Source organism: Diaphorobacter oryzae DSM 22780 (genome assembly GCF_059568935.1).
Genome location: NZ_JCANUL010000002.1, coordinates 246,093 through 269,209 on the forward strand (window position 1 = coordinate 246,093; position 23,117 = coordinate 269,209).

24 protein-coding genes are annotated in these 23,117 nt (G+C 71.2%); 18 read left to right on the plus strand and 6 right to left on the minus strand.

Annotated elements, in window-relative coordinates; translation table 11 throughout:
* From BP68_RS04320 to BP68_RS04350, 7 genes are all read left to right on the plus strand, one after another.
* Positions 1-1,090 (plus strand): Ig-like domain repeat protein (locus BP68_RS04320; protein ID WP_496369385.1); only part of this gene is annotated, 1,090 nt, incomplete at its 5' end.
* A gap of 90 nt (positions 1,091-1,180) precedes the next feature.
* Positions 1,181-2,179 carry an SDR family oxidoreductase gene (locus BP68_RS04325; RefSeq protein ID WP_496369386.1) on the plus strand — a complete coding sequence of 333 codons (999 nt, stop codon included), beginning with the start codon at positions 1,181-1,183 and terminating at the stop codon, positions 2,177-2,179.
* 174 nt (positions 2,180-2,353) lie between these two features.
* On the plus strand, positions 2,354-2,758 hold the full coding sequence (locus BP68_RS04330) for a hypothetical protein (RefSeq protein WP_496369387.1): 405 nt from the start codon (positions 2,354-2,356) through the stop codon (positions 2,756-2,758).
* 63 nt (positions 2,759-2,821) lie between these two features.
* A complete protein-coding gene (locus BP68_RS04335; protein WP_496369388.1) occupies positions 2,822-3,244 on the plus strand; it encodes a VOC family protein in 423 nt (140 codons plus the stop codon).
* Positions 3,245-3,294: 50 nt separating this feature from the next.
* Positions 3,295-3,762 carry a GyrI-like domain-containing protein gene (locus tag BP68_RS04340; protein ID WP_496369389.1) on the plus strand — a complete coding sequence of 156 codons (468 nt, stop codon included), beginning with the start codon at positions 3,295-3,297 and terminating at the stop codon, positions 3,760-3,762.
* A gap of 87 nt (positions 3,763-3,849) precedes the next feature.
* Positions 3,850-4,335 (plus strand): DUF1579 domain-containing protein, encoded by a 486-nt coding sequence (locus BP68_RS04345; RefSeq protein ID WP_496369390.1) that lies wholly within the window; start codon positions 3,850-3,852, stop codon positions 4,333-4,335.
* Between the two features lie 111 nt (positions 4,336-4,446).
* The gene (locus BP68_RS04350) at positions 4,447-4,920 is read left to right on the plus strand and encodes an FKBP-type peptidyl-prolyl cis-trans isomerase (RefSeq protein WP_496369391.1); all 474 of its coding nucleotides are present in this window, start codon (positions 4,447-4,449) and stop codon (positions 4,918-4,920) included.
* 91 nt (positions 4,921-5,011) lie between these two features.
* On the opposite strand, the gene BP68_RS04355 is transcribed toward BP68_RS04350, so the two are convergent.
* Positions 5,012-5,884: a gamma-glutamyl-gamma-aminobutyrate hydrolase family protein gene (locus tag BP68_RS04355; protein ID WP_496369392.1), complete on the minus strand. Its 873-nt coding sequence runs from the start codon at positions 5,882-5,884 to the stop codon at positions 5,012-5,014.
* Between the two features lie 189 nt (positions 5,885-6,073).
* Between BP68_RS04355 and BP68_RS04360 the strand changes: the two genes are divergently transcribed.
* Positions 6,074-6,418 (plus strand): HPF/RaiA family ribosome-associated protein, encoded by a 345-nt coding sequence (locus BP68_RS04360; RefSeq protein WP_496369393.1) that lies wholly within the window; start codon positions 6,074-6,076, stop codon positions 6,416-6,418.
* A gap of 120 nt (positions 6,419-6,538) precedes the next feature.
* Here the strand turns inward: BP68_RS04360 and BP68_RS04365 are convergent, their stop codons facing one another.
* The 4 genes from BP68_RS04365 to tkt all read right to left on the minus strand — a co-directional run bounded on the left by BP68_RS04365 (position 6,539) and on the right by tkt (position 10,772).
* Positions 6,539-7,078 (minus strand): DUF924 family protein, encoded by a 540-nt coding sequence (locus BP68_RS04365; protein ID WP_496369394.1) that lies wholly within the window; start codon positions 7,076-7,078, stop codon positions 6,539-6,541.
* 32 nt (positions 7,079-7,110) lie between these two features.
* Positions 7,111-7,476, minus strand: coding sequence for a tRNA-binding protein (locus BP68_RS04370; RefSeq protein WP_496369395.1), 366 nt, complete (start codon positions 7,474-7,476; stop codon positions 7,111-7,113).
* 180 nt (positions 7,477-7,656) lie between these two features.
* Entirely contained in the window at positions 7,657-8,658 is a 1,002-nt protein-coding gene (gap, locus tag BP68_RS04375; RefSeq protein WP_496369396.1) for a type I glyceraldehyde-3-phosphate dehydrogenase, read from the minus strand.
* 56 nt (positions 8,659-8,714) lie between these two features.
* Complete coding sequence (gene tkt, locus BP68_RS04380; RefSeq protein ID WP_496369397.1) at positions 8,715-10,772, minus strand: transketolase; 2,058 nt, start codon at positions 10,770-10,772, stop codon at positions 8,715-8,717.
* Positions 10,773-11,090: 318 nt separating this feature from the next.
* Here tkt and kdpF point away from each other — a divergent pair, with 318 nt between their 5' ends.
* The 8 genes from kdpF to BP68_RS04420 are packed head-to-tail and all read left to right on the plus strand — an operon-like array spanning position 11,091 to position 20,144.
* The gene (gene kdpF, locus BP68_RS04385) at positions 11,091-11,189 is read left to right on the plus strand and encodes a K(+)-transporting ATPase subunit F (protein WP_496369398.1); all 99 of its coding nucleotides are present in this window, start codon (positions 11,091-11,093) and stop codon (positions 11,187-11,189) included.
* 2 nt (positions 11,190-11,191) lie between these two features.
* The gene (kdpA, locus tag BP68_RS04390) at positions 11,192-12,994 is read left to right on the plus strand and encodes a potassium-transporting ATPase subunit KdpA (protein ID WP_496369399.1); all 1,803 of its coding nucleotides are present in this window, start codon (positions 11,192-11,194) and stop codon (positions 12,992-12,994) included.
* Between the two features lie 7 nt (positions 12,995-13,001).
* Complete coding sequence (gene kdpB / locus BP68_RS04395) at positions 13,002-15,095, plus strand: potassium-transporting ATPase subunit KdpB (RefSeq protein ID WP_496369400.1); 2,094 nt, start codon at positions 13,002-13,004, stop codon at positions 15,093-15,095.
* An 11-nt stretch (positions 15,096-15,106) separates the two neighbouring features.
* Entirely contained in the window at positions 15,107-15,727 is a 621-nt protein-coding gene (gene kdpC, locus BP68_RS04400) for a potassium-transporting ATPase subunit KdpC (protein ID WP_454536557.1), read from the plus strand.
* Positions 15,717-15,860 (plus strand): hypothetical protein, encoded by a 144-nt coding sequence (locus BP68_RS04405; RefSeq protein WP_496369401.1) that lies wholly within the window; start codon positions 15,717-15,719, stop codon positions 15,858-15,860. Before kdpC ends, BP68_RS04405 begins: the two co-directional genes overlap by 11 nt.
* Before the next feature lie 12 nt (positions 15,861-15,872).
* Positions 15,873-18,632 (plus strand): DUF4118 domain-containing protein, encoded by a 2,760-nt coding sequence (locus BP68_RS04410; RefSeq protein ID WP_496369402.1) that lies wholly within the window; start codon positions 15,873-15,875, stop codon positions 18,630-18,632.
* Positions 18,633-18,638: 6 nt separating this feature from the next.
* The gene (gene kdpE / locus BP68_RS04415; protein ID WP_103738485.1) at positions 18,639-19,358 is read left to right on the plus strand and encodes a two-component system response regulator KdpE; all 720 of its coding nucleotides are present in this window, start codon (positions 18,639-18,641) and stop codon (positions 19,356-19,358) included.
* A gap of 33 nt (positions 19,359-19,391) precedes the next feature.
* Positions 19,392-20,144, plus strand: a complete 753-nt coding sequence (locus tag BP68_RS04420; protein ID WP_496369403.1) for a nucleotidyltransferase family protein — start codon at positions 19,392-19,394, stop codon at positions 20,142-20,144.
* A 12-nt stretch (positions 20,145-20,156) separates the two neighbouring features.
* On the opposite strand, the gene BP68_RS04425 is transcribed toward BP68_RS04420, so the two are convergent.
* Positions 20,157-20,906 carry a hypothetical protein gene (locus BP68_RS04425; protein ID WP_496369404.1) on the minus strand — a complete coding sequence of 250 codons (750 nt, stop codon included), beginning with the start codon at positions 20,904-20,906 and terminating at the stop codon, positions 20,157-20,159.
* 64 nt (positions 20,907-20,970) lie between these two features.
* Here BP68_RS04425 and BP68_RS04430 point away from each other — a divergent pair, with 64 nt between their 5' ends.
* Positions 20,971-22,350: an aminopeptidase P N-terminal domain-containing protein gene (locus BP68_RS04430; protein WP_496369405.1), complete on the plus strand. Its 1,380-nt coding sequence runs from the start codon at positions 20,971-20,973 to the stop codon at positions 22,348-22,350.
* Positions 22,351-22,394: 44 nt separating this feature from the next.
* Positions 22,395-23,108: a CPBP family glutamic-type intramembrane protease gene (locus BP68_RS04435; protein ID WP_496369714.1), complete on the plus strand. Its 714-nt coding sequence runs from the start codon at positions 22,395-22,397 to the stop codon at positions 23,106-23,108.
* The last annotated feature ends 9 nt before the right edge of the window (positions 23,109-23,117 follow it).

A 23,117-nucleotide genomic window follows, 5' to 3' on the forward strand; every position in this document is an offset into this window, starting at 1 on the left:
GGCCCTGGCGCTGCATAGCGATGGGCAGACGCTGTTCGCGGGCACGCAGTACCGCAGTGTCTTCAAGAGCACCAACGGCGCGCTCTCCAGCGAGACGCGTCTGCGGGGCCTGGTGCTGCAGGCGGGGGGCGCGCCGGTGGTTCTGTCGCCTGCGTTCGACCCGGGTACGGTCACCTATGCGGCCACGGTCGGCGGCACCGCGCTCACGCTCACACCCACGGCCTGGGTGGGGGACCAGGTCCTGTCCGCCAGCGTCAACGGTGCACCCGTGCCCGTGACCAGCGGCAGCGCAACGGCCCCCCACACGTTGAACCCGGGCAGCAATACCGTGCAGGTGGTGGTGGCGCCGGGCGACGGCGTCGCCGCGCCGCGCACCTATACCGTCACCGTCGTCGCGCAGGCCCAGCCCACGCTGACCCTGGCGCGGACGGCGGGCGGCAACCCCAGCGCGCATGGCGCCAGCGTGGGCTTCACCGCCACGCTGGCGGGCGGCAGCAGCCCCACGGGCACCGTCACCTTCCGGGACGGCGCCACCGTGCTGTGCACCGTGGCCGCGTCGCCCTACACCTGCACCACGGCCGCGCTGGCGCTGGGCGCGCACACCATCACCGCCAGTTATGCGGGCGATGCCCACAATGCCGCCGCCACGTCTGGCGCGCTGGCCCACAGCGTGGCCAAGGCCCAGCCTACGCTGGCCCTGGCGGTGGGTGGCAGCAATCCCAGCGCACCAGGCGCCAGCGTGAGCTTCACCGCCACGCTGGCGGGCGGCAGCAGCCCCACGGGCAGCGTCACCTTCCTGGATGGCGCTACCGTGCTGTGCACCGTGGCCGCGCCGCCCTACACCTGCACCACGGCCGCGCTGGCGCTGGGCGCGCACACCATCACCGCCAGCTATGCGGGCGACGCCCACAATGCCGCCGCCACGTCTGGCGCGCTGGCCCACACCGTGGGCCACGCGGTCCAGGCGCCCGTGGCCGTGCCCACGCTGGGTGCGTGGGGCGTGTGGCTGCTGTCCTGGCTGGCGGCCGTGCTGGGCATGCGCCGGCTGCGGCCGGCACGCGCGGGGGCGGGGGCGCCAAGGCGCACATGAGGGCGCGATGGCCGCCTGTCCTACGCGGCGGCGGCGGTGTGGCGGGTACAAAGGCCGTACCTGTCACATAGCCCAACCACGCAACGCACCATGACCCCAGCCACGCCCGCCACCGCCCCCCGCGTTTCCTCGTCCTCTCCGGTGGTGGTGATCACCGGCGCCTCCAGCGGCATTGGCCACGCCACGGCGCTGGCCTTTGCGCGGCGCGGCGCGCGTCTGGTGCTGGCGGCGCGCAATGCCGACACGCTGGCGCCCGTGGCCCTGGGCTGCCGCGCCGAGGGCGGGCAGGCGCTGGGCATTCCCACCGACGTCACCGACGCCGAGGCCGTGCAGGCGCTGGCCGACCGGGCGGTGCGCCACTTCGGGCGCATCGACGTGTGGGTGAACGCCGTGGGCGTGGGGGCGCTGGGGCGCTTCGACGGCGTGCCGCTGGCGGCGCACCGCCGCGTGGTCGAGGCCAATCTGCTGGGCCATCTGCACGGCGCGCACGCGGCGCTCACGCGCTTTCGCGCCCAGGGCCACGGCCTGCTGGTGAACCTGATTTCGCTGGGCGGCTGGGTGCCCACGCCCTATGCCGCGGCCTACACGGCCAGCAAGTTCGGGCTGCGCGGGCTGTCCGAGAGCCTGCGCGCCGAGGTGGCCGACCTGCCGCGCGTGCATGTGTGCGACGTGGCGCCCACCATGGTCGACACGCCCGGCCTGCAGCATGGCGCCAACTACACGGGCCGGCGCATTCGCCCGCCCCTGCCCATGGTGGACCCGCGCGCCGTGGCCCAGGCCATCGTGGACCTGGCCGACGCCCCGCAGCCGCGCGCCGTGACCTGGCTGGGCCTGGGCGCGCTGCCCGGGCGGGTGGCCCATGCCGTCGCGCCCGAGTGCACGGGCCGCGCCCTGCGCTGGCTCAGCGACCAGGGGCTGCGCCGCGCCGGCCCCGCGCCGGTCAGCGAGGGCAATCTGTTTCGCCCCTCGCGCCAGACCACGATCGACGGCGGCCACCGCCAGCGCATGGCGGGCTCGGCGGGGCTGGTGGCGCTGCTGGGCGCCGTGGGCCTGGCGGCGGGCTGGTGGCTGGGAAGGCAACGGCGCTGAAGGGCGCGGAGGGGGTGTTGATTGCTCCTGTTTTAATAGCTTGTTGCGTTTGATAGGTGGGCGTTTGAGGCCTGTTTGATCCGGTGTTACCAGGCCCCGGCGTTTTCCTACAGCCGGTGCGTGCGCGCCTGCCTACGATGGAGGGTGGCCTCTCAACCCGCCAAGGAAGCTGCCATGTCCACCACCCGCCACAGCCCGGGCCGCGCCGACATGGCGCCGCCGTTGTCGCCCGAGACCCACCCCGGCCACACCTTCACCCTCTATGCCGCGCAGGGGCGCGTGTACGCGCGCAATGTGCGCGACAAGCTCATCGACCTGGGTGCGCTGACGCGGCAGGCGCAGGGCTGGGCCTACCGGCTCGACGGCGATGGCCGGGCGGGCGCGGCGGGCTTCGGCGATGCCGAGCAGGCGCTGGCGGACATCGCCGCCACCGTCAATTATTTCTACCTCGACGGGCAGTTCACCGCGCTGCAGGACCTGGGCGAGGCGCTGCGCACCGACGTGCAGGACGCCACGCAGATCCTGGTCACGCTGGACCCGCGCGGCCAGGGTGGTCCCGCCATCAGCGCCGACGTGTAGGCGGCTGTAGCACGGCTGTCCCGTTGTCTTCCATGTTCCACGCACCACTGACAGGAGCACGCAATGAAAGTCCAGTCCTACCTGATGTTCGACGGCCGCTGCGAGGAGGCCCTGGCGTTCTACGCCCAGGCCCTGGGCGCACAGACCCGGATGCTGATGCGCGTCAAGGACAGCCCCGAGCCCCCCGGGGGCGAATGCGCGCCAGCGGGCGGCGTGCCCGGCGACAAGATCCTGCATGCCGCGCTGAGCATCGGCGACACGGTGGTCATGGCGTCGGACGGGATGTGCGGCGGCAGTCCGGTGTTCCAGGGCATCTCGCTGGCGCTGTCGGTGGCGAACGAGGCCGAGGCGCGCAGCCGCTTCGATGCGCTGGCCGACGGCGGCACGGTGGTCGCGCCGCTGGCCAAGACGTTTTTCTCCCCCGCGTTCGGCATGGTCAACGACCGCTTCGGCGTGTCGTGGCTGGTGGTGACCGACACCGCCTGAACGCCCTTTCGCCTGCAGCACGGTCGAGCGCAGTGCACACAGGAGGCTCCATGATCGACTCACCGCAGATCATCGACATCCGCCCCGCGCGCATCACGGCCGTGATCCATTTGTGCTGCACGTGCGAGGAGATCCGCTGCGCCCTGGGCCGCGGCGTGCGCGAGCTGCTCGACAGCATCAAGGACCAGGGTGCCGAGGCCGTGGGGCCGCTGTTCATCCACCACCTGCGCCGGCCCACCGACAGCTTCGACCTGGAGATCGGCATTCCCGTGGACAAGCCGGTGCACCCGGCGGGCCGCATGCACCCCGGCGAATGGCCCGCCATGCGCGTGGCCCGCACCATGCACCGCGGCCGCTACGAGGAGCTGCCCCAGGCCTGGGGCACGCTGCGCGACTGGATAGCGGCGCAGCGCCTGGTCACCACCGGCGACCTGTGGGAGTGCTACATCACCGGTCCCGAAACCGGCTCGGACGCCAGCGCCTGGCGCACCGAGCTTAACCAGCCGCTGTGCGGCTAGCCGCACACGGCCGTTCGCAACCGACCGCCACCCCGCGCCGGCGCGGGGCCGTGCGGTCTTTCATGCACTGCATGCAGGAGTGACACCATGCAAGCCGAACCCCAGGAACAACATCGCTGGCTGGCCCAGCTCGTGGGCGACTGGCGCTTCGAATCCGAGGCCCCGGCGGGGCAGGGCGAGCCCCCTTGCCAGTCCAGCGGCACCGAGCGCGTGCGCCCGCTGGGCGCGCTGTGGATTCTGTGCGAAGGCGAGGGCGACATGCCCGGCGGCGGCATGGCACGGATGCTCATGACGCTGGGCTACGACCCCGGGCGCGGCGTCTTCGTGGGCAACTGGATCGGCTCGATGATGACCCACATGTGGATCTACGAAGGCAGGCTGGATGCCGGGCAGCGCGTGCTCACGCTCGACACCACGGGCCCCAGCTTCAAGGGCGACGGCCAGACGGCGCGCTACCGCGACGTCATTACCCTGGTGGGGCAGGACGAGCGCACGCTCACCTCCTTCAGCCTGCAGGAGGATGGCAGCTGGCACCAGTTCATGACCACCACCTACCGCCGGCAGGCGTCTTGACGAACCTGCCCGGCATGCCCTGCGTGCGGAGGTGGGCGCGGGTACTGTGGTTCGCCGACAATGCGGTCCTGCAGCGGCGGGACCGCCCGCCGCGTCTCTTGAATCCTTGCCATGAACATCACCAAAGACACCGCCGTCACGCTGAGCTACAAGCTCACCGACCCCACCACCGGCCAGCCGCTCGACTCCGGCCATGTGGCCTACCTGCACGGCGGCTACGAGAACATCTTCCCCAAGGTCGAGGCCGCGCTGGAAGGCCAGGCCGCGGGCCATGCCGCCACGGTGGACCTGGCCGTGGCGGACGCCTTCGGCGAGCGCGACGAGAGCCTGGTGCGCACCATCCCCAAGAGCGAGTTCCCGCCCGGCGTGAAGGTGGGCGGCCAGCTGCAGGGGCCGGGCGCCGACGGGCAGCCGCAGATGTTCTACGTGGTCAAGATCAAGGGCCCCGAGGTGCACCTGGACGGCAACCACCCGCTGGCCGGCAAGGCCCTGCGCTTTGCCTGCAAGGTGACCGAGGTGCGCGCGGCCACCGCCGAAGAAATCGCCCACCGCCACGTGCATGGCGGCCATGGGCACCACCATTGATACGGTTGCTATTAATTGGATAGCTATTGGCGCTTGACCAGCAAGCGCTGGAGGCCGTTTTGACATAAAGCGGCGCATCGGCCGCATGGACTCAGCGCCGCAGCAGCAGCGCGCGGCGCAGCAGGCGCGAGGCGCGGTCGCGGATTTGCAGCGGGCTGTGGCCGGGGCGTGGGCGCAGGCGCGCCTGGGTGCAGGCGGCCAGGAAGTCGTGCAGCAGGGGCGTGTCGTCCAGCGCCTCGCCCTCGCGCGAGCGGAACTCCGGGTGCCACTGCGTGGCCGCGATGTAGCCGCGCCCAGGGGCGGCGTGGCGGCGTATGGCCTCGGGCACGCCGTCGGGGTAGCTCCAGGCCTCGATGTCGAAGCCCGGCGCCAGGTTCTTGATGCCCTGGTGGTGGATGCTGTTGACCGTCACGCGCGGCTGCCCCGGGTACAGGCGCGCCAGGCGCGTGCCGGGCACGATGTCCACCTCGTGGAAATGCTGGTCGTAGGTGCTGGCGTTGCGGTGCTGCAGCGCGCCGGGGTGCTGGGTCTCGATGTCCTGGTACAGCGTGCCGCCGAAGGCCACGTTGATGAGCTGCAGCCCGCGGCACACGCCGAAGATGGGCTTGCCGGCCTGCTCGAAGGCCTCGACCACGGCCAGGTCGTACAGGTCGCGCACGCGGTCGCCCAGCCAGGCGTCGTGCAGCGGCACCTCGCCGTAGCTGCCGGGCCAGACGTCGGCGCCGCCGTGCATGACCACGCCGTCGAGCCATTCGGCGTAATGCTTGAGCGTGACGTCGCCGCGCGCGGTCTCGCCCGTGGGGCAGGGCACCATGACCACCAGCGCGCCGGCCGACATGATCCAGTGCGCGATGGACTGCTCCACGTACTGCAGGGTCTTGTTGGTGAACAGCGGCCGGCCGGGGTCGGCATGCGAAAAGCAGGCCGACAGGCCGATCTTGAGTCGCTGGGCGGGAAACGTCATCGGGGGCACTCCATCAACCCCGTGGATTGTGGAGCGCCCCGCGGCGCGCGGGTGTAGGAGCGCGCCGCCCGGGCTTGACGCAGGTCTATTGATGCGCATCAAGTTCGCGGGGTCCGCGGCCGATGCATGATGTGGGCATGGCGGGCCTGCGGGCCCGGGTGTTCAGACCACTTGCGAAAAGGAGAAACCATGCAGATCCAGGTGCATACCGATGACCACATCCAGGGCGGCGAGTCGCTGGCCCGCTGGGTCCAGGAAGAGGCCGCCGTGCGGCTGGCGCGCTTTCGCGAGCATGTGACGCGCGTGGAGGTGTTCTTCTCCGACGTGGACGGCGGCAAGTCCGGCACGGCCGACAAGCGCTGCGTGATCGAGGCCCGCCCCGCCGGCCGCCAGCCCGTGGCCGCCACGGCCGAGGCCGGCAAGGTGGCCGATGCCTTCGCCGCCGCCACCGACAAGCTGGTGCGCTCGCTGGGCGACGACCTGGAGCGCGCCAAGGACCGCAACGGCCGCGAAAGCATCCGCACGGCAGAATAAGGGGTTGCTATTGATTTAATAGCTTCTGGCGCTTGATAGCAGGGCGCCAGAGCCGCTTTTAATGCAGAACCAGGGGCCGCCGGCACGCATGTGCCGGCGGCCCTTTTTTTGCGCCCGCCGTCAGAACGCGCTGCCCGGCTGCAGCAAAAAGGCGGCCTCTTCGGCGCTGCTGGCGCGGCCCAGTGCGGCGTTGCGGTGCGGGTAGCGGCCGAAGCGCGCGATGATGGCCGCGTGCCGCTGCGCGAAGTCCAGGTTCACGGGGTGGCCCAGTGCGGTGAACAGGCGCAGCGACTCCTGCTGCACCGCCAGCGATTCGCTGTGCATGTAGGGCAGGTAGAGAAAGGCGCGCTGGTCGGTGGACAGGCCCGCGTCCAGGCCCCGGGCCACGGCCTCCTGGGCCAGCACCAGGGCCATGCCGTCCTGCGCGAAGGCGGCCGCCGCGCCGCGGTGCAGGTTGCGCGAGAACTGGTCGAGCACCAGGATCTCGGCCAGCCGCCCGGCGGCGTCGCCGCGCCAGTGCCACAGCTCGGCCTGGGCGGCGCGGGCATGCAGCGCGCCGAAGCGCGCGCGGATGGCGGCGTCGAACGCCGCGTCCTTGGCGAACCATTGCTGGGGGGTGCTCTGGTCGAACCAGAAGTGGAGTACGTCCTGGGCAGTCATGGGGCGAGTATGCCGGACGGTGCCGCGGGCTTTCAGGCCAGCCGGGCGCCCAGGGGCACTTCCCGTTCGGGCATGCACAGGACGATGTCGCCGTTCGCGTCCGGAAACCCGGTCACCAGGCATTCGGACTGGATGGGCCCGATCTGCTTCTTGGGGAAGTTGACCACGGCCACGACCTGCCGCCCCACCAGGGCCTCGGCCGGGTAATGCGCCGTGATCTGGGCGCTGGATTTGCGCGTGCCGATGTCGGGGCCGAAGTCCACCCGCAGGATGTAGGCGGGCTTGCGCGCCTGCGCAAACGGCTCTGCGGCCACGATGCGGCCCACGCGCAGTTCGACCCGGGTGAAGTCGTCCCAGGTGATGAGAGGCTGGAGGGTGGAGGAGGGGGATTCAGTCATGCCCGCATGCTGGCGCAGCGGGCGCGGCCCAATGTCGAGCAACGACTGTGGTGCGCCGGGTGCAGCGCAGAGTGGGTGCGCAAAATGCAGAAGGCCAGAACCGGCATGCGGCTCTGGCCTTCTGTTTTGATAGCGGTTAGCGCTTACTGCATAAGCGCTGCGGGCCGATCAGGCGGCAAATTACTTGCCGGCCATCACGCGCACCATCTCCAGGCACTTGTTGGAGTAGCCCCACTCGTTGTCGTACCAGGACACGACCTTCACGAAGGTCTTGTCCAGGGCGATGCCGGCCTCGGCGTCGAACACCGAGGTGCAGGTCTCGCCGACGAAGTCGGTGGCCACCACCTTGTCTTCGGTGTAGCCCAGGATGCCCTTCAGGGCGCCCTGCGACTGGGCCTTCATCTCGGCCTTGATCTCGTCGTAGCTGGCTTCCTTTTCCAGCTCCACCGTCAGGTCCACCACCGACACGTCGGAGGTGGGCACGCGGAAGGACATGCCGGTCAGCTTCTTGTTCAGCGCGGGGATCACCACGCCCACGGCCTTGGCGGCGCCGGTGCTGCTGGGGATGATGTTTTCCAGGATGCCGCGGCCGCCGCGCCAGTCCTTGTTGGACGGGCCGTCCACGGTCTTTTGCGTGGCGGTGGCGGCGTGCACGGTGGTCATCAGGCCGCGCTTGATGCCCCACTTGTCATGCAGCACCTTGGCCACGGGGGCCAGGCAGTTGGTGGTGCAGGACGCGTTGGAGATGATGGCCTGGCCGGCGTAGGTGGCGTGGTTCACGCCGAACACGAACATGGGCGTGTCGTCCTTGGAGGGGGCCGACAGCAGCACCTTCTTGGCGCCGGCGTCCAGGTGCTTTTGGGCCGTGGCCTTGTCCAGGAACAGGCCGGTGGACTCGATCACGATGTCGGCGCCGACCTCGTTCCACTTCAGGTTGGCGGGGTCGCGCTCCTGCGTCAGGCGAATCTTCTTGCCGTTGACGATCAGCGTGTTGCCATCCACCGAGACCTCGCCCTTGAAGCGGCCGTGCACGCTGTCGTAGCGCAGCATGTAGGCCAGGTACTCGGGCTCCAGCAGGTCGTTGATGCCAACGACTTCGATGTCCGAGAAGTTCTGCACGGCCGAGCGCAGCACGTTGCGGCCAATGCGGCCGAAGCCGTTGATGCCAATCTTGATCGTCATAGATTTGCCTCTGTAGAAAGTGAATTACCGAAACACGAAATCCGGGGCGTCGCGGCTCAGCGCGCCTTTTGCAGCGCGGCACGCACGGTGTCGGCCACGTTCTCGGCCGTGAAGCCGAAATGCTTGAACAGCACGCCAGCGGGTGCCGACTCGCCGTAGGTGTCGATGCCGACCACGGCGGCGCAGCCGTACTTCCACCAGAAGTCGGTCACGCCCATCTCGACGGCGATGCGCGGCAGGCCCGCGGGCAGCACCAGCTTCTTGTACTTGGCGTCCTCGCGGTCGAAGGTGGTGGTGCTGGGCATGGAGACCACGCGCACGGCGATCTTCTTCTCGGCCAGGAGCTTTTGCGCGGCCAGGGCCAGCTGCACCTCGGAGCCGGTGGCGATGATCACGGCCTGGGCCTTCTTCTTCAGGCCCACGGCAGCGGGCTCGCTGAGGATGTAGGCGCCGCGCGAGATGTCGCCCAGGTCCGTCTTGGCCGCGTAGGGCAGGTTCTGGCGCGACAGCAGCAGCGCGGTGGGCTTGTTGCGGTTGGACAGGGCCACGCTCCAGGCCACGGCGGTCTCGGCCGTGTCGGCGGGGCGCCAGACGTCCAGGCCCGGGATCAGGCGCAGGCTGGCGGCATGCTCGATCGACTGGTGCGTGGGGCCGTCCTCGCCCAGGCCGATGGAGTCGTGCGTGAACACATGCACCACGCGCTGCTTCATCAGCGCGGCCATGCGGATGGCGTTGCGGCTGTAGTCGCTGAACGTGAGGAATGTGCCGCCGTAGGGGATGAAGCCGCCGTGCAGCGCCAGGCCGTTCATGATGGCGGCCATGCCGAACTCACGCACGCCGTAGTTGATGTGGCGGCCGCCGACCTTCACGGTCTCGTTGCCCACGGCCACTTCCACCTGCAGCACGTTGCCGGCCTCGTCGAAGCGCAACGCGGGCGTGCTCTTGGTGTTGGTGAGGTTGGAGCCCGTCAGGTCGGCGCTGCCGCCCAGCAGCTCGGGCAGGGCGGCGGTGAAGGCCTCCAGGGCGATCTGGCTGGCCTTGCGGCTGGCCACGGTCTCGGCCTTGGTGTGGGCGGCCACCACGGCGTCCACGGCGGTCTGCGCGAAATGCTTGGGAAGGTCGCCGGCCATGCGGCGCGTGAACTCGGCCGCCAGCTCGGGGAAGGCGGCGGCGTAGGCGTCGAAGCGCTGCTGCCACTGGCCTTCGGCCTCGGCGCCGGTGTTCTTGGCGTCCCAGTCGGCGTAGATCTCCGCGGGGATCTCGAACGGCGCATGGCTCCAGCCGATGGCGTTGCGCGTGAGCGTGATCTCGTCGGCGCCCAGCGGCTCGCCGTGGGCCTTGGCGGTATTGGCGCGGTTGGGCGAGCCCTTGCCGATGGCCGTCTTGCAGACGATGAAGCTGGGCTTGTCCTGGCTGTCCTTGGCCAGGGCAATGGCGTCGGCCACGGCCTCGGGGTCATGGCCGTCCACCGGGCCGATCACGTTCCAGCCGCAGGCGCGCAGGCGCGCGGGCGTGTCGTCGATGAACCAGGGTGCCACCTGGCCGTCGATGCTGATGCCGTTGTCGTCGTACAGCGCGATCAGCTTGTTCAGCTTCCAGGCGCCGGCCAGAGCGATGGCCTCGTGGCTGATGCCTTCCATCAGGCAGCCGTCGCCCAGGAACACGTAGGTGTGGTGGTCCACGATGGCATGGCCGTCGCGGTTGAATTCCTTGGCCAGCAGCTTCTCGGCCAGCGCGAAGCCCACGGCGTTGGTGATGCCCTGGCCCAGCGGGCCGGTGGTGGTTTCCACGCCGGGGGTGATGCCGTGCTCGGGGTGGCCGGCGGTCTTGCTGTGCAGCTGGCGGAAGTTCTTCAGCTCGCTGATGGGCAGGTCGTAGCCGGTCAGGTGCAGCAGCGCGTACAGCAGCATGGAGCCGTGGCCGTTGGACAGCACGAAGCGGTCGCGGTCGGCCCACAGCGGGTTCACGGGGTTGTGCCGCAGGTGCCGGCCCCACAGCGCCACGGCCATGTCGGCCATGCCCATGGGGGCGCCGGGATGGCCCGAGTTGGCTTGTTGAACGGCATCCATTGCGAGTGCGCGGATCGCATTCGCCATTTGTTGAGAATTGGCCATCGGGGCGGTTCCGGAAGGGGCTGTAAGGGTAAACCTGCAATTTTACCGGGCAGGCGGCCCGCCTGCCCACCAGCCGCGAATTGGGCGACCGCGCCGGCGGCTCGGCCCGCCGGCCGTTGACACTTTTTTTACAGGCCGCCGAGGCCTTTCTACCCCGTTTTGATGCGCCCTTCGGGAGACTGCCTGTCATCTGTTTGGATTGGCAGGAGTGTGTTGTATGGACATCGTATGGGTTGCCGGGCTGGGCTTGCTCTGGCTGGCAGTGGCGCAGTTGGCCGTGGGCCTGGATCGCCTGGGACGGGCGCGCGGGGAGCCGGTGTGATGGCGCTCGAAGTTCTTTACGGCCTGGGAGGGCTGCTGGCCGTCCTCCTGATGGCCTACCTTGTGTTCGCGCTGATCTGCGCCGAGGAGTTCTGACCATGAACACCTCTTCCTGGGGCCTGCTGGCCCTGTTTCTGGCGTTGCTGGGCCTGCTGGCCTGGCCTCTGGGCCGCTGGCTGGCGGCCCTCATCGACGGGCGCCTGCCGCGCTGGCTGCAGCGGGCCGAGGTGCCGCTGTACCGGCTGGCCGGCGTGCGTCCGGACGAATCCATGGGCTGGCGCGCCTACGCGCTGGCCCTGCTGGCCTTCAACGCGCTGGGTGCGCTGGCCCTCTATGGCCTGCAGCGCCTGCAAGGATGGCTGCCGCTGAACCCCGAGGGCTTCGGCGCCGTGACGCCCGACTCGGCGTTCAACACGGCCATCAGCTTCGTGACCAACACCAACTGGCAGGGCTACGCGGGCGAGAGCACCATGAGCTACCTCAGCCAGATGCTGGGCCTGGCGGTGCAGAACTTCCTGTCGGCGGCCACCGGCATTGCCGTGGCTTTTGTGCTGGTGCGTGGCTTTGCCGGGCGGGGCGAGGGTCGCCCGGCCGCAGGGACGCGCTTTGGCGCCGTCGGCAACGTCTGGGCGGACCTCACGCGCATCACCCTGTGGGTGCTGATGCCGATCGCCTTCGTGATCGCCCTCTTCTTCGTGTCGCAGGGCGTGATCCAGAACTTCGACGGCTACCGCCAGGTGGCGACCGTCGAGGCCACCACCTACCTGGCGCCGCAGACCGGCGCCGACGGCCAGCCGCTGCTCGACGCGGCGGGACAGCCGGTGGTGCAGGAGCTGCGCACGCAGACGCAGACGCTGCCCATGGGGCCCGTGGCCTCGCAGGAGGCCATCAAGCTGCTGGGCACCAACGGCGGGGGCTTCTTCAACGCCAACTCGGCCCACCCCTACGAGAACCCCACGGCGCTGGCCAACCTGGTGCAGATGCTGGCGATCTTCCTGATCCCCGCCGCGCTGTGCTTCGCCTTCGGCCGGGCGGTGGGCGACAGCCGCCAGGGCTGGGCGATCCTGGCCGCCATGGCGGTGATCTTCGTGGCCGCCGTGGTGGCCGTCACCTGGGCGGAGCGCGCAGGCAATCCGTTGCTGACGGCGCTGGGGGTGGACCCGGCCCTGGGCAACATGGAAGGCAAGGAGCTGCGCTTCGGCATCTCCGGCACGGCGTTGTTCGTGGCCGTGACGACCGCCGCCTCGTGCGGCGCCGTGGACGCCATGCACGACTCGCTCACGCCCCTGGGCGGCATGGTGCCGCTGGTGCTCATGCAACTGGGCGAGGTGGTCTTTGGCGGCGCGGGCTCGGGGCTGTACGGCATGCTGGTGTTCGCCGTGCTGGCGGTCTTCATCGCCGGCCTGATGATCGGCCGCACGCCCGAGTACCTGGGCAAGAAGATCGAGGTGTTCGAGATGAAGCTGGTGTCGTTCATCATCCTCGTCACGCCGCTGGTGGTGCTGCTGGGCACGGCCGTGGCCGTGAGCACCACGGCCGGGCGCGCCGGCGTCGCCAACCCCGGGGCCCATGGCTTCTCCGAGGTGCTGTACGCCTTCACCTCGGCGGCCAACAACAACGGCAGCGCCTTCGCCGGGCTGTCGGCCAACACCCCCTTCTACAACGCCATGCTGGGCGTGGCCATGTGGCTGGGCCGCTTCACCGTGATCGTGCCGGTTCTGGCCCTGGCCGGGGCGCTGGCGGGCAAGCCGCGCCTGCCGGTCACCTCCGGCACCCTGCCCACGCACGGCCCGCTGTTTGTGGTGCTGCTGGTCGGCACCGTGCTGCTGGTGGGCCTGCTGAACTATGTGCCGGCGCTGGCCCTGGGGCCGGTGGTCGAGCACCTGATGCTCTGGAAGTGAGTCAGCCATGACTTCAATGCAAAAAAATCTTTCGCTTGCCGATCCCGCCCTGCTGCGGCCGGCGCTGCGCGGCGCCTTCGCCAAGCTCAGCCCGCGCGCGCAGTGGCGCAACCCGGTGATGTTCGTCGTCTATGTCGGCAGCATCCTCACCACGCTGCTGTGGCTGCACACGCTCAACGCGCCCGGCGATACCGGCATGGGCGCCGGCTTCGTCCTGGCGGTGGCGGTGTGGCTGTGGTTCACCGTGCTGTTCGCCAACTTTGCCGAGGCCCTGGCCGAGGGGCGCAGCAAGGCCCAGGCCGCGTCGCTGCGCAGCCTGCGCAAGGACACCTGGACCAAGAAGCTCAAGGGCGTGCACCGCGACAGCGGCTTCCTGCCCCAGCAGGCGACCGACCTGCGCAAGGGCGACGTGGTGCTGGTCGAGGCCGGCGACATGATCCCGCTCGACGGCGAGGTGATCGAAGGCGTGGCCTCGGTGGACGAGAGCGCCATCACCGGCGAATCGGCGCCGGTGGTGCGCGAGTCGGGCGGCGACTTCTCCGCCGTGACCGGTGGCACGCGGGTGCTGTCCGACTGGCTGGTGGTGCGCATTGGCGTGAACCCGGGCGAGTCGTTCCTGGACCGCATGATCGGCATGGTGGAGGCCGCCAAGCGCAGCAAGACGCCCAACGAGATCGCCCTCACCATCCTGCTGGTGGCGCTGACCATCGTGTTCCTGGTGGTGACCGTGACGCTGCTGCCCTATTCGGTCTTCAGCGTGCAGGCCTCCGGCGCGGGCGCCGTGGTGTCGCTGACGGCGCTGGTGGCCCTGCTGGTGTGCCTGATTCCCACCACCATCGGCGGCCTGCTGTCGGCCGTGGGCGTGGCGGGCATGAGCCGCATGATGCAGGCCAACGTCATCGCCACCTCGGGCCGCGCCGTGGAGGCCGCGGGCGACGTGGACGTGCTGCTGCTGGACAAGACCGGCACCATCACCCACGGCAACCGGCAGGCCAGTGCCTTCCTGCCCGCGCCGGGCGTCGACAAGGCGCAGCTGGCGCAGGCGGCGCTGCTGGCCTCGCTGGCCGACGAAACGCCCGAGGGGCGCAGCATCGTCGAGCTGGCGCGGCGCGAGGGCGTGACCTCGCAGCCGGTGCCGGGGGCCCTGTTCGTGCCCTTCACGGCCCAGACGCGCATGAGCGGGGCCGACCTGCCGGCCGCGAAGGGCGGGGCGGGTGAATGGGTTTTGCTGCGCAAGGGCGCCGTCGAGGCGCTGCGCCACCATGTCGAGGCGCTGGGCGGGCGTCTGCCGCCCGAGGTGGTCCAGGCCGCCGACGCGGTGGCACGCCGGGGCAGCACGCCGCTGGCCGTGGCCGAGGGCGCGCGCGTGCTGGGCGTGGTGGAGCTCAAGGACATCGTCAAGGCGGGCATCCGCGATCGCTTCGCCGAGCTGCGGCGCATGGGCATCCGCACGGTGATGATCACGGGCGACAACCGGCTCACCGCCGCCGCCATCGCGGCCGAGGCCGGTGTGGACGACTTCCTGGCCGAGGCCACGCCCGAGGACAAGCTGCGCCTCATCCGCCAGTACCAGGCCGAAGGCCGGCTGGTGGCCATGACCGGCGACGGCACCAACGACGCGCCCGCGCTGGCCCAGGCCGACGTGGCCGTGGCCATGGGCAGCGGCACGCAGGCCGCCAAGGAGGCCAGCAACATGGTGGACCTGGACTCCAACCCCACCAAGCTGCTGGAGGTGGTGGAGACCGGCAAGGCGCTGCTAATGACGCGCGGCTCGCTCACCACCTTCTCCATCGCCAACGACGTGGCCAAGTACTTCGCCATCATCCCGGCGATCTTCATGGGCACCTATCCGCACCTGGGCGCCCTGAACGTCATGGATCTGGCCAGCCCGTCCTCGGCCATCCTGAGCGCCGTGATCTTCAACGCGCTGATCATCGTCGTGCTCATCCCGCTGGCGCTCAAGGGCGTGCGCTACCGGCCCGTCGGCGCATCCGCGCTGCTGCGCCGCAACCTGGCGGTCTATGGACTGGGCGGGCTGGTCGTGCCCTTCGTGGGCATCAAGCTGATTGACATGCTGCTGGCCGCCAGCGGCCTGGTGTAAAGGAGCCGGAGATGAACAACAACCTCAACCCCAACCAAGGCCCGAGCCAGCGCCACGCGCTGCTGCGCCCGGTGCTGGCCCTGTTTGCCTTGCTGAGCGTGCTGACCGGCATCGTCTACCCGCTGGCCGTGACCGGTGCGGCGCGCGCCGTGTTCCCGCAGCAGGCGGCGGGCAGCCTGGTCGTGCAGGGCGAAACCGTCGTGGGCTCGGCGCTGATTGGCCAGTCCTTCAGCGACCCCCGCCATTTCTGGGGCCGGCCGTCGGCCACGGCGCCCATGGCGTACAACGCGGCGGCTTCCTCGGGGTCGAACCAGGGCCCGCTGAACCCGGCCCTGGTCGACGCGGTCCGGGCCCGCATCGAAGCCCTGCGCGCGGCCGACCCCGGCAACCAGGCGCCCGTGCCCGCCGATCTGGTCACCGCCTCGGCCAGCGGGCTGGACCCGCACATCAGCCCCGCCGCCGCCCTGTACCAGGCGCCGCGTATTGCCCGCCTGCGTGGCCTGGCGCCGCAGCAGCTGGTGGATCTGGTGGGGCAGCATACGGAGCAGCCGCTGCTGTTCGGCCTGATCGGCGAGCCGCGCGTGAACGTGCTGGCGCTCAACCTGGCGCTGGACGCCGCCCATGGCCGATGACTGGCTGCACCTGCTGTGCGCCCTGGCGGCGCTCGGCGTGCCCGTGCTGCTGGCCTGGGTGCTGGTGAGCCGGGGCCAGCGCCCCCGGCGCCGCCCCGCCCGCGGTGGCCGCCCGGCACCGCCCATGCGTTAACCTGCCCCCGCCATGCCCGAAGCCAGCCGCCCCGACCCCGACGCCCTGCTCGCGCAATTGCGCGCCGACGAGGTGCGCGCGCAGCGTGGCCGCCTGCGCATCTACTTCGGCGCCAATGCCGGGGTGGGCAAGACCTGGGCCATGCTCAGCGCGGCCCGGCGCGAACGGGAGGCCGGCCGCGACGTGGTGATCGGCGTGGTCGAAACCCATGGCCGCAGCGAGACCGCCGCGCTGGTCGAGGGGCTGGAGGCCCTGCCGCCGTGCGAGCGGCCCTACCGCGGCAAGCTGCTGCGCGAGTTCGACCTGGACGGCGCGCTGCTGCGCCACCCGCAGGTGCTGCTGGTGGACGAGCTGGCGCACAGCAACGCGCCCGGCTCGCGCCATGCCAAGCGCTGGCAGGACGTGGAGGAGCTGCTGGCCGCCGGCATCGATGTGTGGACCGCGCTCAATGTGCAGCACCTGGAGAGCCTGAACGGCACGGTGGGCGCCATCACCGGCATCCGCGTGAACGAGACCGTGCCCGACAGCGTGCTGGACGAGGCCGACGAGGTGACCCTGGTTGATGCCACGCCCGACGAAATGGCGGCGCGGCTGGCCGCCGGCAAGGTCTACCTGCCCCAGCAGGCCGAGCGCGCGGCGCAGAACTTCTTTCGCAAGGGCAACCTGATCGCGCTGCGCGAGATCGCCCTGCGCCGCACGGCCGACCACGTCGAGGACGACGTGCGGGGCTGGCGCATCGAGCAGTCGGGCGAGAGCGGCGCGCTGGGTGGCGGCGCACCCCCGGCGTGGAACACCTCGGGCGCCATCCTGGCGGCCGTGGGGCCGGAGCAGGACGCGGCGCAGACCGTGCGCGCGGCGGCCCGCATGGCGGGCCAGCTCAATGTGCGCTGGCATGCCGTCTACGTGGAAACGCCGCGCCTGGCGCGGCTGGACGATGCCGCGCGCGACCGCATCCTGGCCGTGCTGCACCTGGCGCAGGAGCTGGGCGCGGAAACCGCCGTGCTGAGCGACGAGCAGGTGGCGCCCGCGCTGGCCGAACAGGCGCAGCGCCTGAACTGCGCCATGCTGGTGCTGGGCCGTGGCCGCGCGCGCGCCGGCTGGCGCCGCTGGGCCGGGTGGTGGCGCGCGCCGCTGGCGCTGCGGCTGGCGCGCATCGCGCCCACGCTGGACCTGGTCAGTGTGGCCCCGGCCGACAGCGCCCGCCGCTTGGCGCGCACGCCCTGGGCGGCCCCGGCGCGTGGCGAGCTGCCCGAGGAGCCGGATGCCGCCACCTGGCCCGGCTTTGCCTGGGCCGTGGGCAGCAGCGTGGCCCTCACCGGGCTGGCCGCGCCGCTGTCGGGCGTGCTGGAGCTGACCAACATCGTCATGCTCTACCTGCTGGGCGTGGTGGGCGTGGCGTGGCGTTTCGGGCGCGGGCCGGCGGCCCTCGCGGCGGCGCTGAACGTCATGGCCTTCGATTACTTCTTCGTGCTGCCCACCTTCTCGTTCGCGGTGAGCGACGTGCAGTACCTGCTGACCTTCGCCGTCATGCTGGGCGTGGGCCTGCTGGTGGGGCAGCTCACGGCGGGCCTGCGCTTCGCGGCCAGCGTGTCGGCGGGGCGCGAGCGGCGCGCGCAGTCGCTGTTCGAACTGGCGCGCGAGCTGTCGGCGGCGCTGCAGGCCAGCCAGGTCGAGGCGCTGGGCGCGGCGGCGGTGCAGCGCCATTTCGGCGGCGAGGCCCGGGTGCTGCTGACCGACGCCCAGGACCGGCTCGTGCCCCCGTCCGATCCGCCCGAGGGGTTCGACTTCAGCGTGGCCGACTGGGCCTTCCGCCAGGGCCAGAGCGCGGGCCTGACCACGGCCACCCTGTCGGCCCAGCCCTGGCACTACGTGCCGCTGGTGGCGCCCATGCGCGTGCGCGGCGTGCTGGCGCTGCGTCCGGCGCAGCCGCGCTGGCTGGTGATTCCCGAGCAGGCGCGGCAGCTGGAAACCCTGGCGCGCCAGATCGCCATTGCCGTGGAGCGCGTGCATTACGTCGAGGTGGCGCAGCAGGCGGTGGTGGACATCGAGTCCGAACGCCTGCGCAACGCCTTGCTGGGCGCCATCTCGCACGACGTGCGCACGCCGCTGACGGCGCTGATCGGGCTGGCCGAGTCGCTGCGCACGCTGGCGCCCCCGCTGTCGCCCGCGCAGGCGCAGGCGGCGCAGGCCATCGTGGCCCAGGCGCGCGCGCTGAGCACGCTGGTGGGCAACCTGCTGGACATGGCGCGGCTGGAAAGCAGCGCCAGCGGCGCCGTGCAGCTGCGGCGCGAGTGGCAGTCGGTGGAGGAGGTCGTGGGCGCGGCCATCCGCGCCGCGCAGCCGGCCCTGGGCGGCATGGCGGTGCGCACCGAACTGGCGCCCGAGCTGCCGCTGGTGGAGTTCGACGCCGTGCTGATCGAGCGCGTGCTGGTCAACCTGCTGGAGAACGCCGCGCGCTACGGCGCGCCGCCCATCGTCGTGGCCGCCAGCGCGCTGCCGCAGGCGCTGCGCATCACCGTGCGCGACCACGGCCCGGGCCTGCCGCCCCACCTGCGCGGGCGCGAGCAGGTGCTGTTCGACAAGTTCACCCGCGGCCAGGCGGAGTCCACCACGCCCGGCGTGGGGCTGGGCCTGGCCATCTGCAAGGCCATCGTGCAGGCGCATGGTGGCGAGATCTCGGCCACGAACGCCGCCGCCGATGCGCATGGCAGCGGCGGCGCGGCGTTCACCATCGAGCTGCCGCGCCGTCCGCCGCCCGCCGTTACCGAATGAATTCCTATGTCTTCTCCCCCTAGCCTCACCGCCATCGTGATCGAGGACGAACCCCAGATCCGCCGCTTCGTGCGCGGCGCGCTGGAGGACGAGGGCTGGCTGGTGCACGAGGCCGCCACCCAGCGCGAGGGCCTGGTGGCTGCCGGTACGCGCCACCCCGACCTGCTGGTGCTCGACCTGGGCCTGCCCGACGGCGACGGCGTGGAGCTGATCCGCGACGTGCGCGGCTGGTCCAGCGTGCCCATCATCGTGCTCTCTGCGCGCGCCGACGAGGCCGACAAGATCGCCGCGCTGGACGCGGGAGCGGACGACTACCTCACCAAGCCCTTCGGCACCGGCGAGCTGCTGGCGCGCGTGCGCGCCAACCTGCGCCGCCCGCGCGCGGCGGCGGGCGAGGCGCCGGCGCCGGCCGATGCGGTGTTCCGCTTTGGCGAGGAGGCCGGGGCGGTGGAGGTGGACCGCGCCCGGCGCGTGGTGCGCCGCGCCGGCGACGAGGTGCACCTGACCCCCACCGAGTACCGATTGCTCTCCGTGCTGGTGGCCAACGCCGGGCGCGTGCTCACCCAGCGCCAGTTGCTGCGCGAGGTCTGGGGACCGGCGCACAGCGACCAGAGCCACTACCTGCGCGTCTACATGGGCCATCTGCGCGGCAAGCTCGAGGTCGACCCGGCGCAGCCACGCCACCTGCTCACCGAGACGGCGGTGGGCTACCGCCTGCTGCCCTGACCGGGGGCGCTGCGGCCCCTACACTGCGGGCCCATGACGATGCCCCAGTTCCCCGCCATGCTGCTGGCCGCCGGCCGCGGCGAGCGCATGCGCCCGCTCACCGATACCTGTCCCAAGCCGCTGCTCGACGTGCGCGGGCGCCCGCTGCTGGAGTGGCACCTGCGCGCGCTGGCCGAAGCGGGCGTGGCGCGCGCGGTGATCAACACGGCCTGGCTGGGCGAGCAGATCAGCGACAGGTTTTCAAGCGTTTTTGGCTTGCAAGGCAATCTGGATAAGCGCGAGCAGCTATCAATTTCATACTCGCACGAGGGGCGGGACTTCGGCGCCGCGCTGGAGACGGCGGGCGGCATCGCGCGCGCGCTGCCCCGGCTGGGGCCGCTGTTCTGGCTGGCGGCCGGTGATGTGTTCGCGCCCGACTTCCGCTTCGATGCCGACGCGGCGCGGCGCTTCGCTGATGGTGACGCCCTGGCCCATCTGTGGCTGGTGCCCAATCCGCCGCACCACCCGCGCGGCGACTTCGGCCTGTCGGAGGACGGCCGCGCGCTCCACCTGCCGGCGGACGATGGGCGCGCGCGCTACACCTACAGCACCATCGCCCTGCTGCGCGCCGAGCTGTTCGCCGTGCCCTGGTGCGACATCGCGCCCGGCAACCCGCTGGGCGTGGCCGCGCCGCTGGCGCCGCTGCTGCGCCGCGCCATGGATGCGGGGCGCGTGACGGCGCAGCTCTACACCGGGCTCTGGGTGGACGTGGGCACGCCCGAGCGCCTGGCCGAACTCAACCGCTGAGCGCGCGCCGCCTCAGTCGCTCCACACGGGCGCGCCGCCGGCCAGCGCGGGCTGTACGTCCACGGGCTCGCCGTTCTCGCATTTCTGGAACAGCCACTGGCTGGGCAGAAAACGCGCCAGCGGGCCGTCGGGCGGGGGGCTGTCCATCTCCGCCTGCGCGTCGTAGGAAATGTGCGGCACCTGGAACACGGCGATCTGCCCGCGCTTGCAGGCCAGGGCGGGCACCAGCGGGTTCACCACCCATTCCTGGCGGGCGGCGTCGTAGCGATGCAGGGGGCCGATGCGCTGGTCCTGCGCCAGCTCCACGCGCATCGGCAGCGTCTGCAGCGCCTGCGCCCACACGCCGGCCACCTGCACGGGCTGCGAGAACCGCACCGCCTCCAGCCCGTGCAGCGCCAGCGGGCGCCGGGCCTCGCCCTTGTCGAAGGGGTCGCGGCGGTTGATCAGGCTGCCCGCGGGGACCAGCAGCTCGCCGTACTGGAAGTCGCGCGGCAGCTCGAAGCGTTCGCGGCTGGCGCGCACCACGGCGCCCTCCTGGCGCTGGTCCTGGGCGCGCTGCGACAGGAACAGGCGCAGCCCTAGCCAGCCGTCGCACAGCAGCGCCACCAGGCACAGCGCGATCAGCGTGCGCCGCTCCAGCAGCCATTTGTGGGGCGAGTCCACCAGCCGGACGTAGGCGCCGTAGAGCAGCAGCGCCGCGGTGAGCAGCGGCCCCAGCAGGGCCAGGAGGGTGGTGGAGGCAAGGGCAAACAGGGCGGACATGGACGAGATGGGGGCAAGGGCGGGGAGGCCGTGGGGCGATGGCGGGGCCGCAGTACGATAGCGCATGACCTCCATCTACGCCCAACGGCGTGCGCGTCTGGCAGCCCAACTGGGCGCGGGCGGCATCGCCATCGTGCCCACCGCGCCCGAGCACTCGCGCAACCGCGACAGCGAATACCTGTACCGCCACGACAGCTATTTCTACTACCTCACCGGCTTCACGGAACCGGGCGCCTGCCTGGTGCTGACGGCCGAGGGGCAGAGCACGCTGTTTTGCCTGCCCAAGGACCTGGAGCGCGAGATCTGGGACGGCTACCGCCTCGGCCCCGAGGCTGCCGTGGCCACGCTGGGCGTGGATGCCGCGCATTCCGCGGCCGAGCTCGACGCGCGGCTGCCGCGCCTGCTGGAAAACCGCGCCAGCGTCTGGTACCCCTTCGCCACGCATGCGGGGCTGGCGGTGCGTGTGGAAGCCTGGCTGAACCAGGTGCGAGCGCGCGTGCGCTACGGCGCGCTGTGCCCGGCGCAGCAGGGCGACCTGTGCCTGCTGCTCGACGAGATGCGCCTGGTGAAGGATGCGCACGAGCAGGACATCATGCGCCGCGCCGCCGCCATCAGCGCCCGCGCCCATGTGCGCGCCATGCAGCGCAGCAGCCGCATGCTGCGCGCCGGCCAGGACGTGCGCGAGTACCACCTGGACGCCGAGCTGCTGCACGCCTTCCGCGAAGAGGGCTCGCAGTACCCGGCCTACGGCTCCATCGTCGCCGCGGGCGCCAATGCCTGCGTGCTGCACTACCGCGCCGACACCACGCCCGTGCGCGCCGGCGAGCTGGTGCTGATCGACGCCGGCTGCGAACTCGACGGCTATGCGTCGGACATCACGCGCACCTTCCCGGCCGACGGCCGCTTCACCGGCCCGCAGCGCGCGCTGTACGACCTGGTGCTGGAGAGCCAGAAGGCGGCGATCGCCGCCACGCGCCCCGGCAACCGCTTCACCGACCCGCATGACGCCACGGTGGCGGTGCTGGCGCAGGGCATGCTCGACCTGGGGCTGCTGGACGCCAACAAGGTGGGCACGGTGCAGGACGTGATCGACCGCCGCGCCTACTTCCAGTTCTACATGCACCGCACGGGCCACTGGCTGGGCATGGACGTGCACGACTGCGGCAGCTACGTGGAGCCGGGCGAGGTGGGCCAACTGAGCGAACGCAAAGACCCGCTCTCGGGCGAGACCATCACCAACCGTCCCAGCCGCGTTCTGCGGCCCGGCATGGTGCTGACCATCGAACCCGGCATCTACGTGCGCCCGGCCGACGGTGTGCCCGAGCAGTTCCACAACATCGGCATCCGCATTGAAGACGACGCCATCGTCAACGAGTCTGGCTGCGAGCTGATCACGCGCGGCGTGCCGGTGAAGGCCGACGAGATCGAGGCGCTGATGCGATGAGCGAGCCCGCGGCCCGCCCCCCGCTGGGCCGCTGGCGTTTGGGCGTGCTGCTGTGGTTGCTGGGCATGCCGGGTGTGGTGGCTGTGGTGTGGGCGCTGGTGCCGCCGCTGGCTGCCAATCAGGCGCTGTTGCCTCTGCCGCTGTGGGCGGTGGTCTTGCTCAGCGGTTTGCAGGCGGCGGTGCTGTTGGCGGCCGCCGTGGCAGTGGGAACCTGGGGGGCGCCGCGGATCGGTCTGCAGGCGCCCGCGCTGACGGCGTGGCTGAGCGGGCGGCGAGTGGCCCCGGCGCTGCGGCCGCAATGGATGCCGGGTTTGCTGGGCGGTATGTTCGGCGCCATCTGGCTGGTGCTGCTGGCGCATGTCGCTCCTTCCGAATTGCGGCCCGCGGATCCTGCCAGCACCATGCCGCTGCTGGTCAAGGTGCTCTATGGCGGCATCACCGAAGAACTGCTCGTTCGCTGGGGCGCCATGGGCCTGCTGCTGTGGCTGCTTTGGCGCGTGCTGCAGCGCGGGCAAGGCAGCCCCCGGCCTGTGTGGGTCGCTGTGGCCGTGGTGCTCAGCGCGCTGTTGTTCGCGGCCGGGCATGTGCCCGCCGCACAGGCCATGGCCGGGGTGCTGACGCCCGATGTGCTGGCCTTTGTGTTGATCGGCAACACCGTGTTCGGCCTCGTGGCGGGTGCGCTGTTTGCCCGCTGGGGGCTTGAGGCCGCGATGCTGGCCCATGTGCTGGCGCATGCGCTGTCTCAACCGCTGCTCTAGTCCCCTGCA

Coding starts and splice junctions, on each gene's coding strand:
- BP68_RS04425 (WP_496369404.1), bottom strand. CDS start 20,906: ATGTCCGCCCTGTTTGCCCTTGCCTCCACCACCCTCCTGGCCCTGCTG.
- BP68_RS04345 (WP_496369390.1), top strand. CDS start 3,850: ATGCAAGCCGAACCCCAGGAACAACATCGCTGGCTGGCCCAGCTCGTG.
- BP68_RS04410 (WP_496369402.1), top strand. CDS start 15,873: ATGCCCGAAGCCAGCCGCCCCGACCCCGACGCCCTGCTCGCGCAATTG.
- BP68_RS04430 (WP_496369405.1), top strand. CDS start 20,971: ATGACCTCCATCTACGCCCAACGGCGTGCGCGTCTGGCAGCCCAACTG.
- tkt (WP_496369397.1), bottom strand. CDS start 10,772: ATGGCCAATTCTCAACAAATGGCGAATGCGATCCGCGCACTCGCAATG.
- BP68_RS04365 (WP_496369394.1), bottom strand. CDS start 7,078: ATGACTGCCCAGGACGTACTCCACTTCTGGTTCGACCAGAGCACCCCC.
- kdpC (WP_454536557.1), top strand. CDS start 15,107: ATGAACAACAACCTCAACCCCAACCAAGGCCCGAGCCAGCGCCACGCG.
- BP68_RS04330 (WP_496369387.1), top strand. CDS start 2,354: ATGTCCACCACCCGCCACAGCCCGGGCCGCGCCGACATGGCGCCGCCG.
- kdpB (WP_496369400.1), top strand. CDS start 13,002: ATGACTTCAATGCAAAAAAATCTTTCGCTTGCCGATCCCGCCCTGCTG.
- BP68_RS04350 (WP_496369391.1), top strand. CDS start 4,447: ATGAACATCACCAAAGACACCGCCGTCACGCTGAGCTACAAGCTCACC.
- BP68_RS04405 (WP_496369401.1), top strand. CDS start 15,717: ATGGCCGATGACTGGCTGCACCTGCTGTGCGCCCTGGCGGCGCTCGGC.
- BP68_RS04325 (WP_496369386.1), top strand. CDS start 1,181: ATGACCCCAGCCACGCCCGCCACCGCCCCCCGCGTTTCCTCGTCCTCT.
- BP68_RS04355 (WP_496369392.1), bottom strand. CDS start 5,884: ATGACGTTTCCCGCCCAGCGACTCAAGATCGGCCTGTCGGCCTGCTTT.
- BP68_RS04370 (WP_496369395.1), bottom strand. CDS start 7,476: ATGACTGAATCCCCCTCCTCCACCCTCCAGCCTCTCATCACCTGGGAC.
- BP68_RS04335 (WP_496369388.1), top strand. CDS start 2,822: ATGAAAGTCCAGTCCTACCTGATGTTCGACGGCCGCTGCGAGGAGGCC.
- kdpA (WP_496369399.1), top strand. CDS start 11,192: ATGAACACCTCTTCCTGGGGCCTGCTGGCCCTGTTTCTGGCGTTGCTG.
- BP68_RS04360 (WP_496369393.1), top strand. CDS start 6,074: ATGCAGATCCAGGTGCATACCGATGACCACATCCAGGGCGGCGAGTCG.
- kdpE (WP_103738485.1), top strand. CDS start 18,639: ATGTCTTCTCCCCCTAGCCTCACCGCCATCGTGATCGAGGACGAACCC.
- BP68_RS04340 (WP_496369389.1), top strand. CDS start 3,295: ATGATCGACTCACCGCAGATCATCGACATCCGCCCCGCGCGCATCACG.
- gap (WP_496369396.1), bottom strand. CDS start 8,658: ATGACGATCAAGATTGGCATCAACGGCTTCGGCCGCATTGGCCGCAAC.
- BP68_RS04420 (WP_496369403.1), top strand. CDS start 19,392: ATGACGATGCCCCAGTTCCCCGCCATGCTGCTGGCCGCCGGCCGCGGC.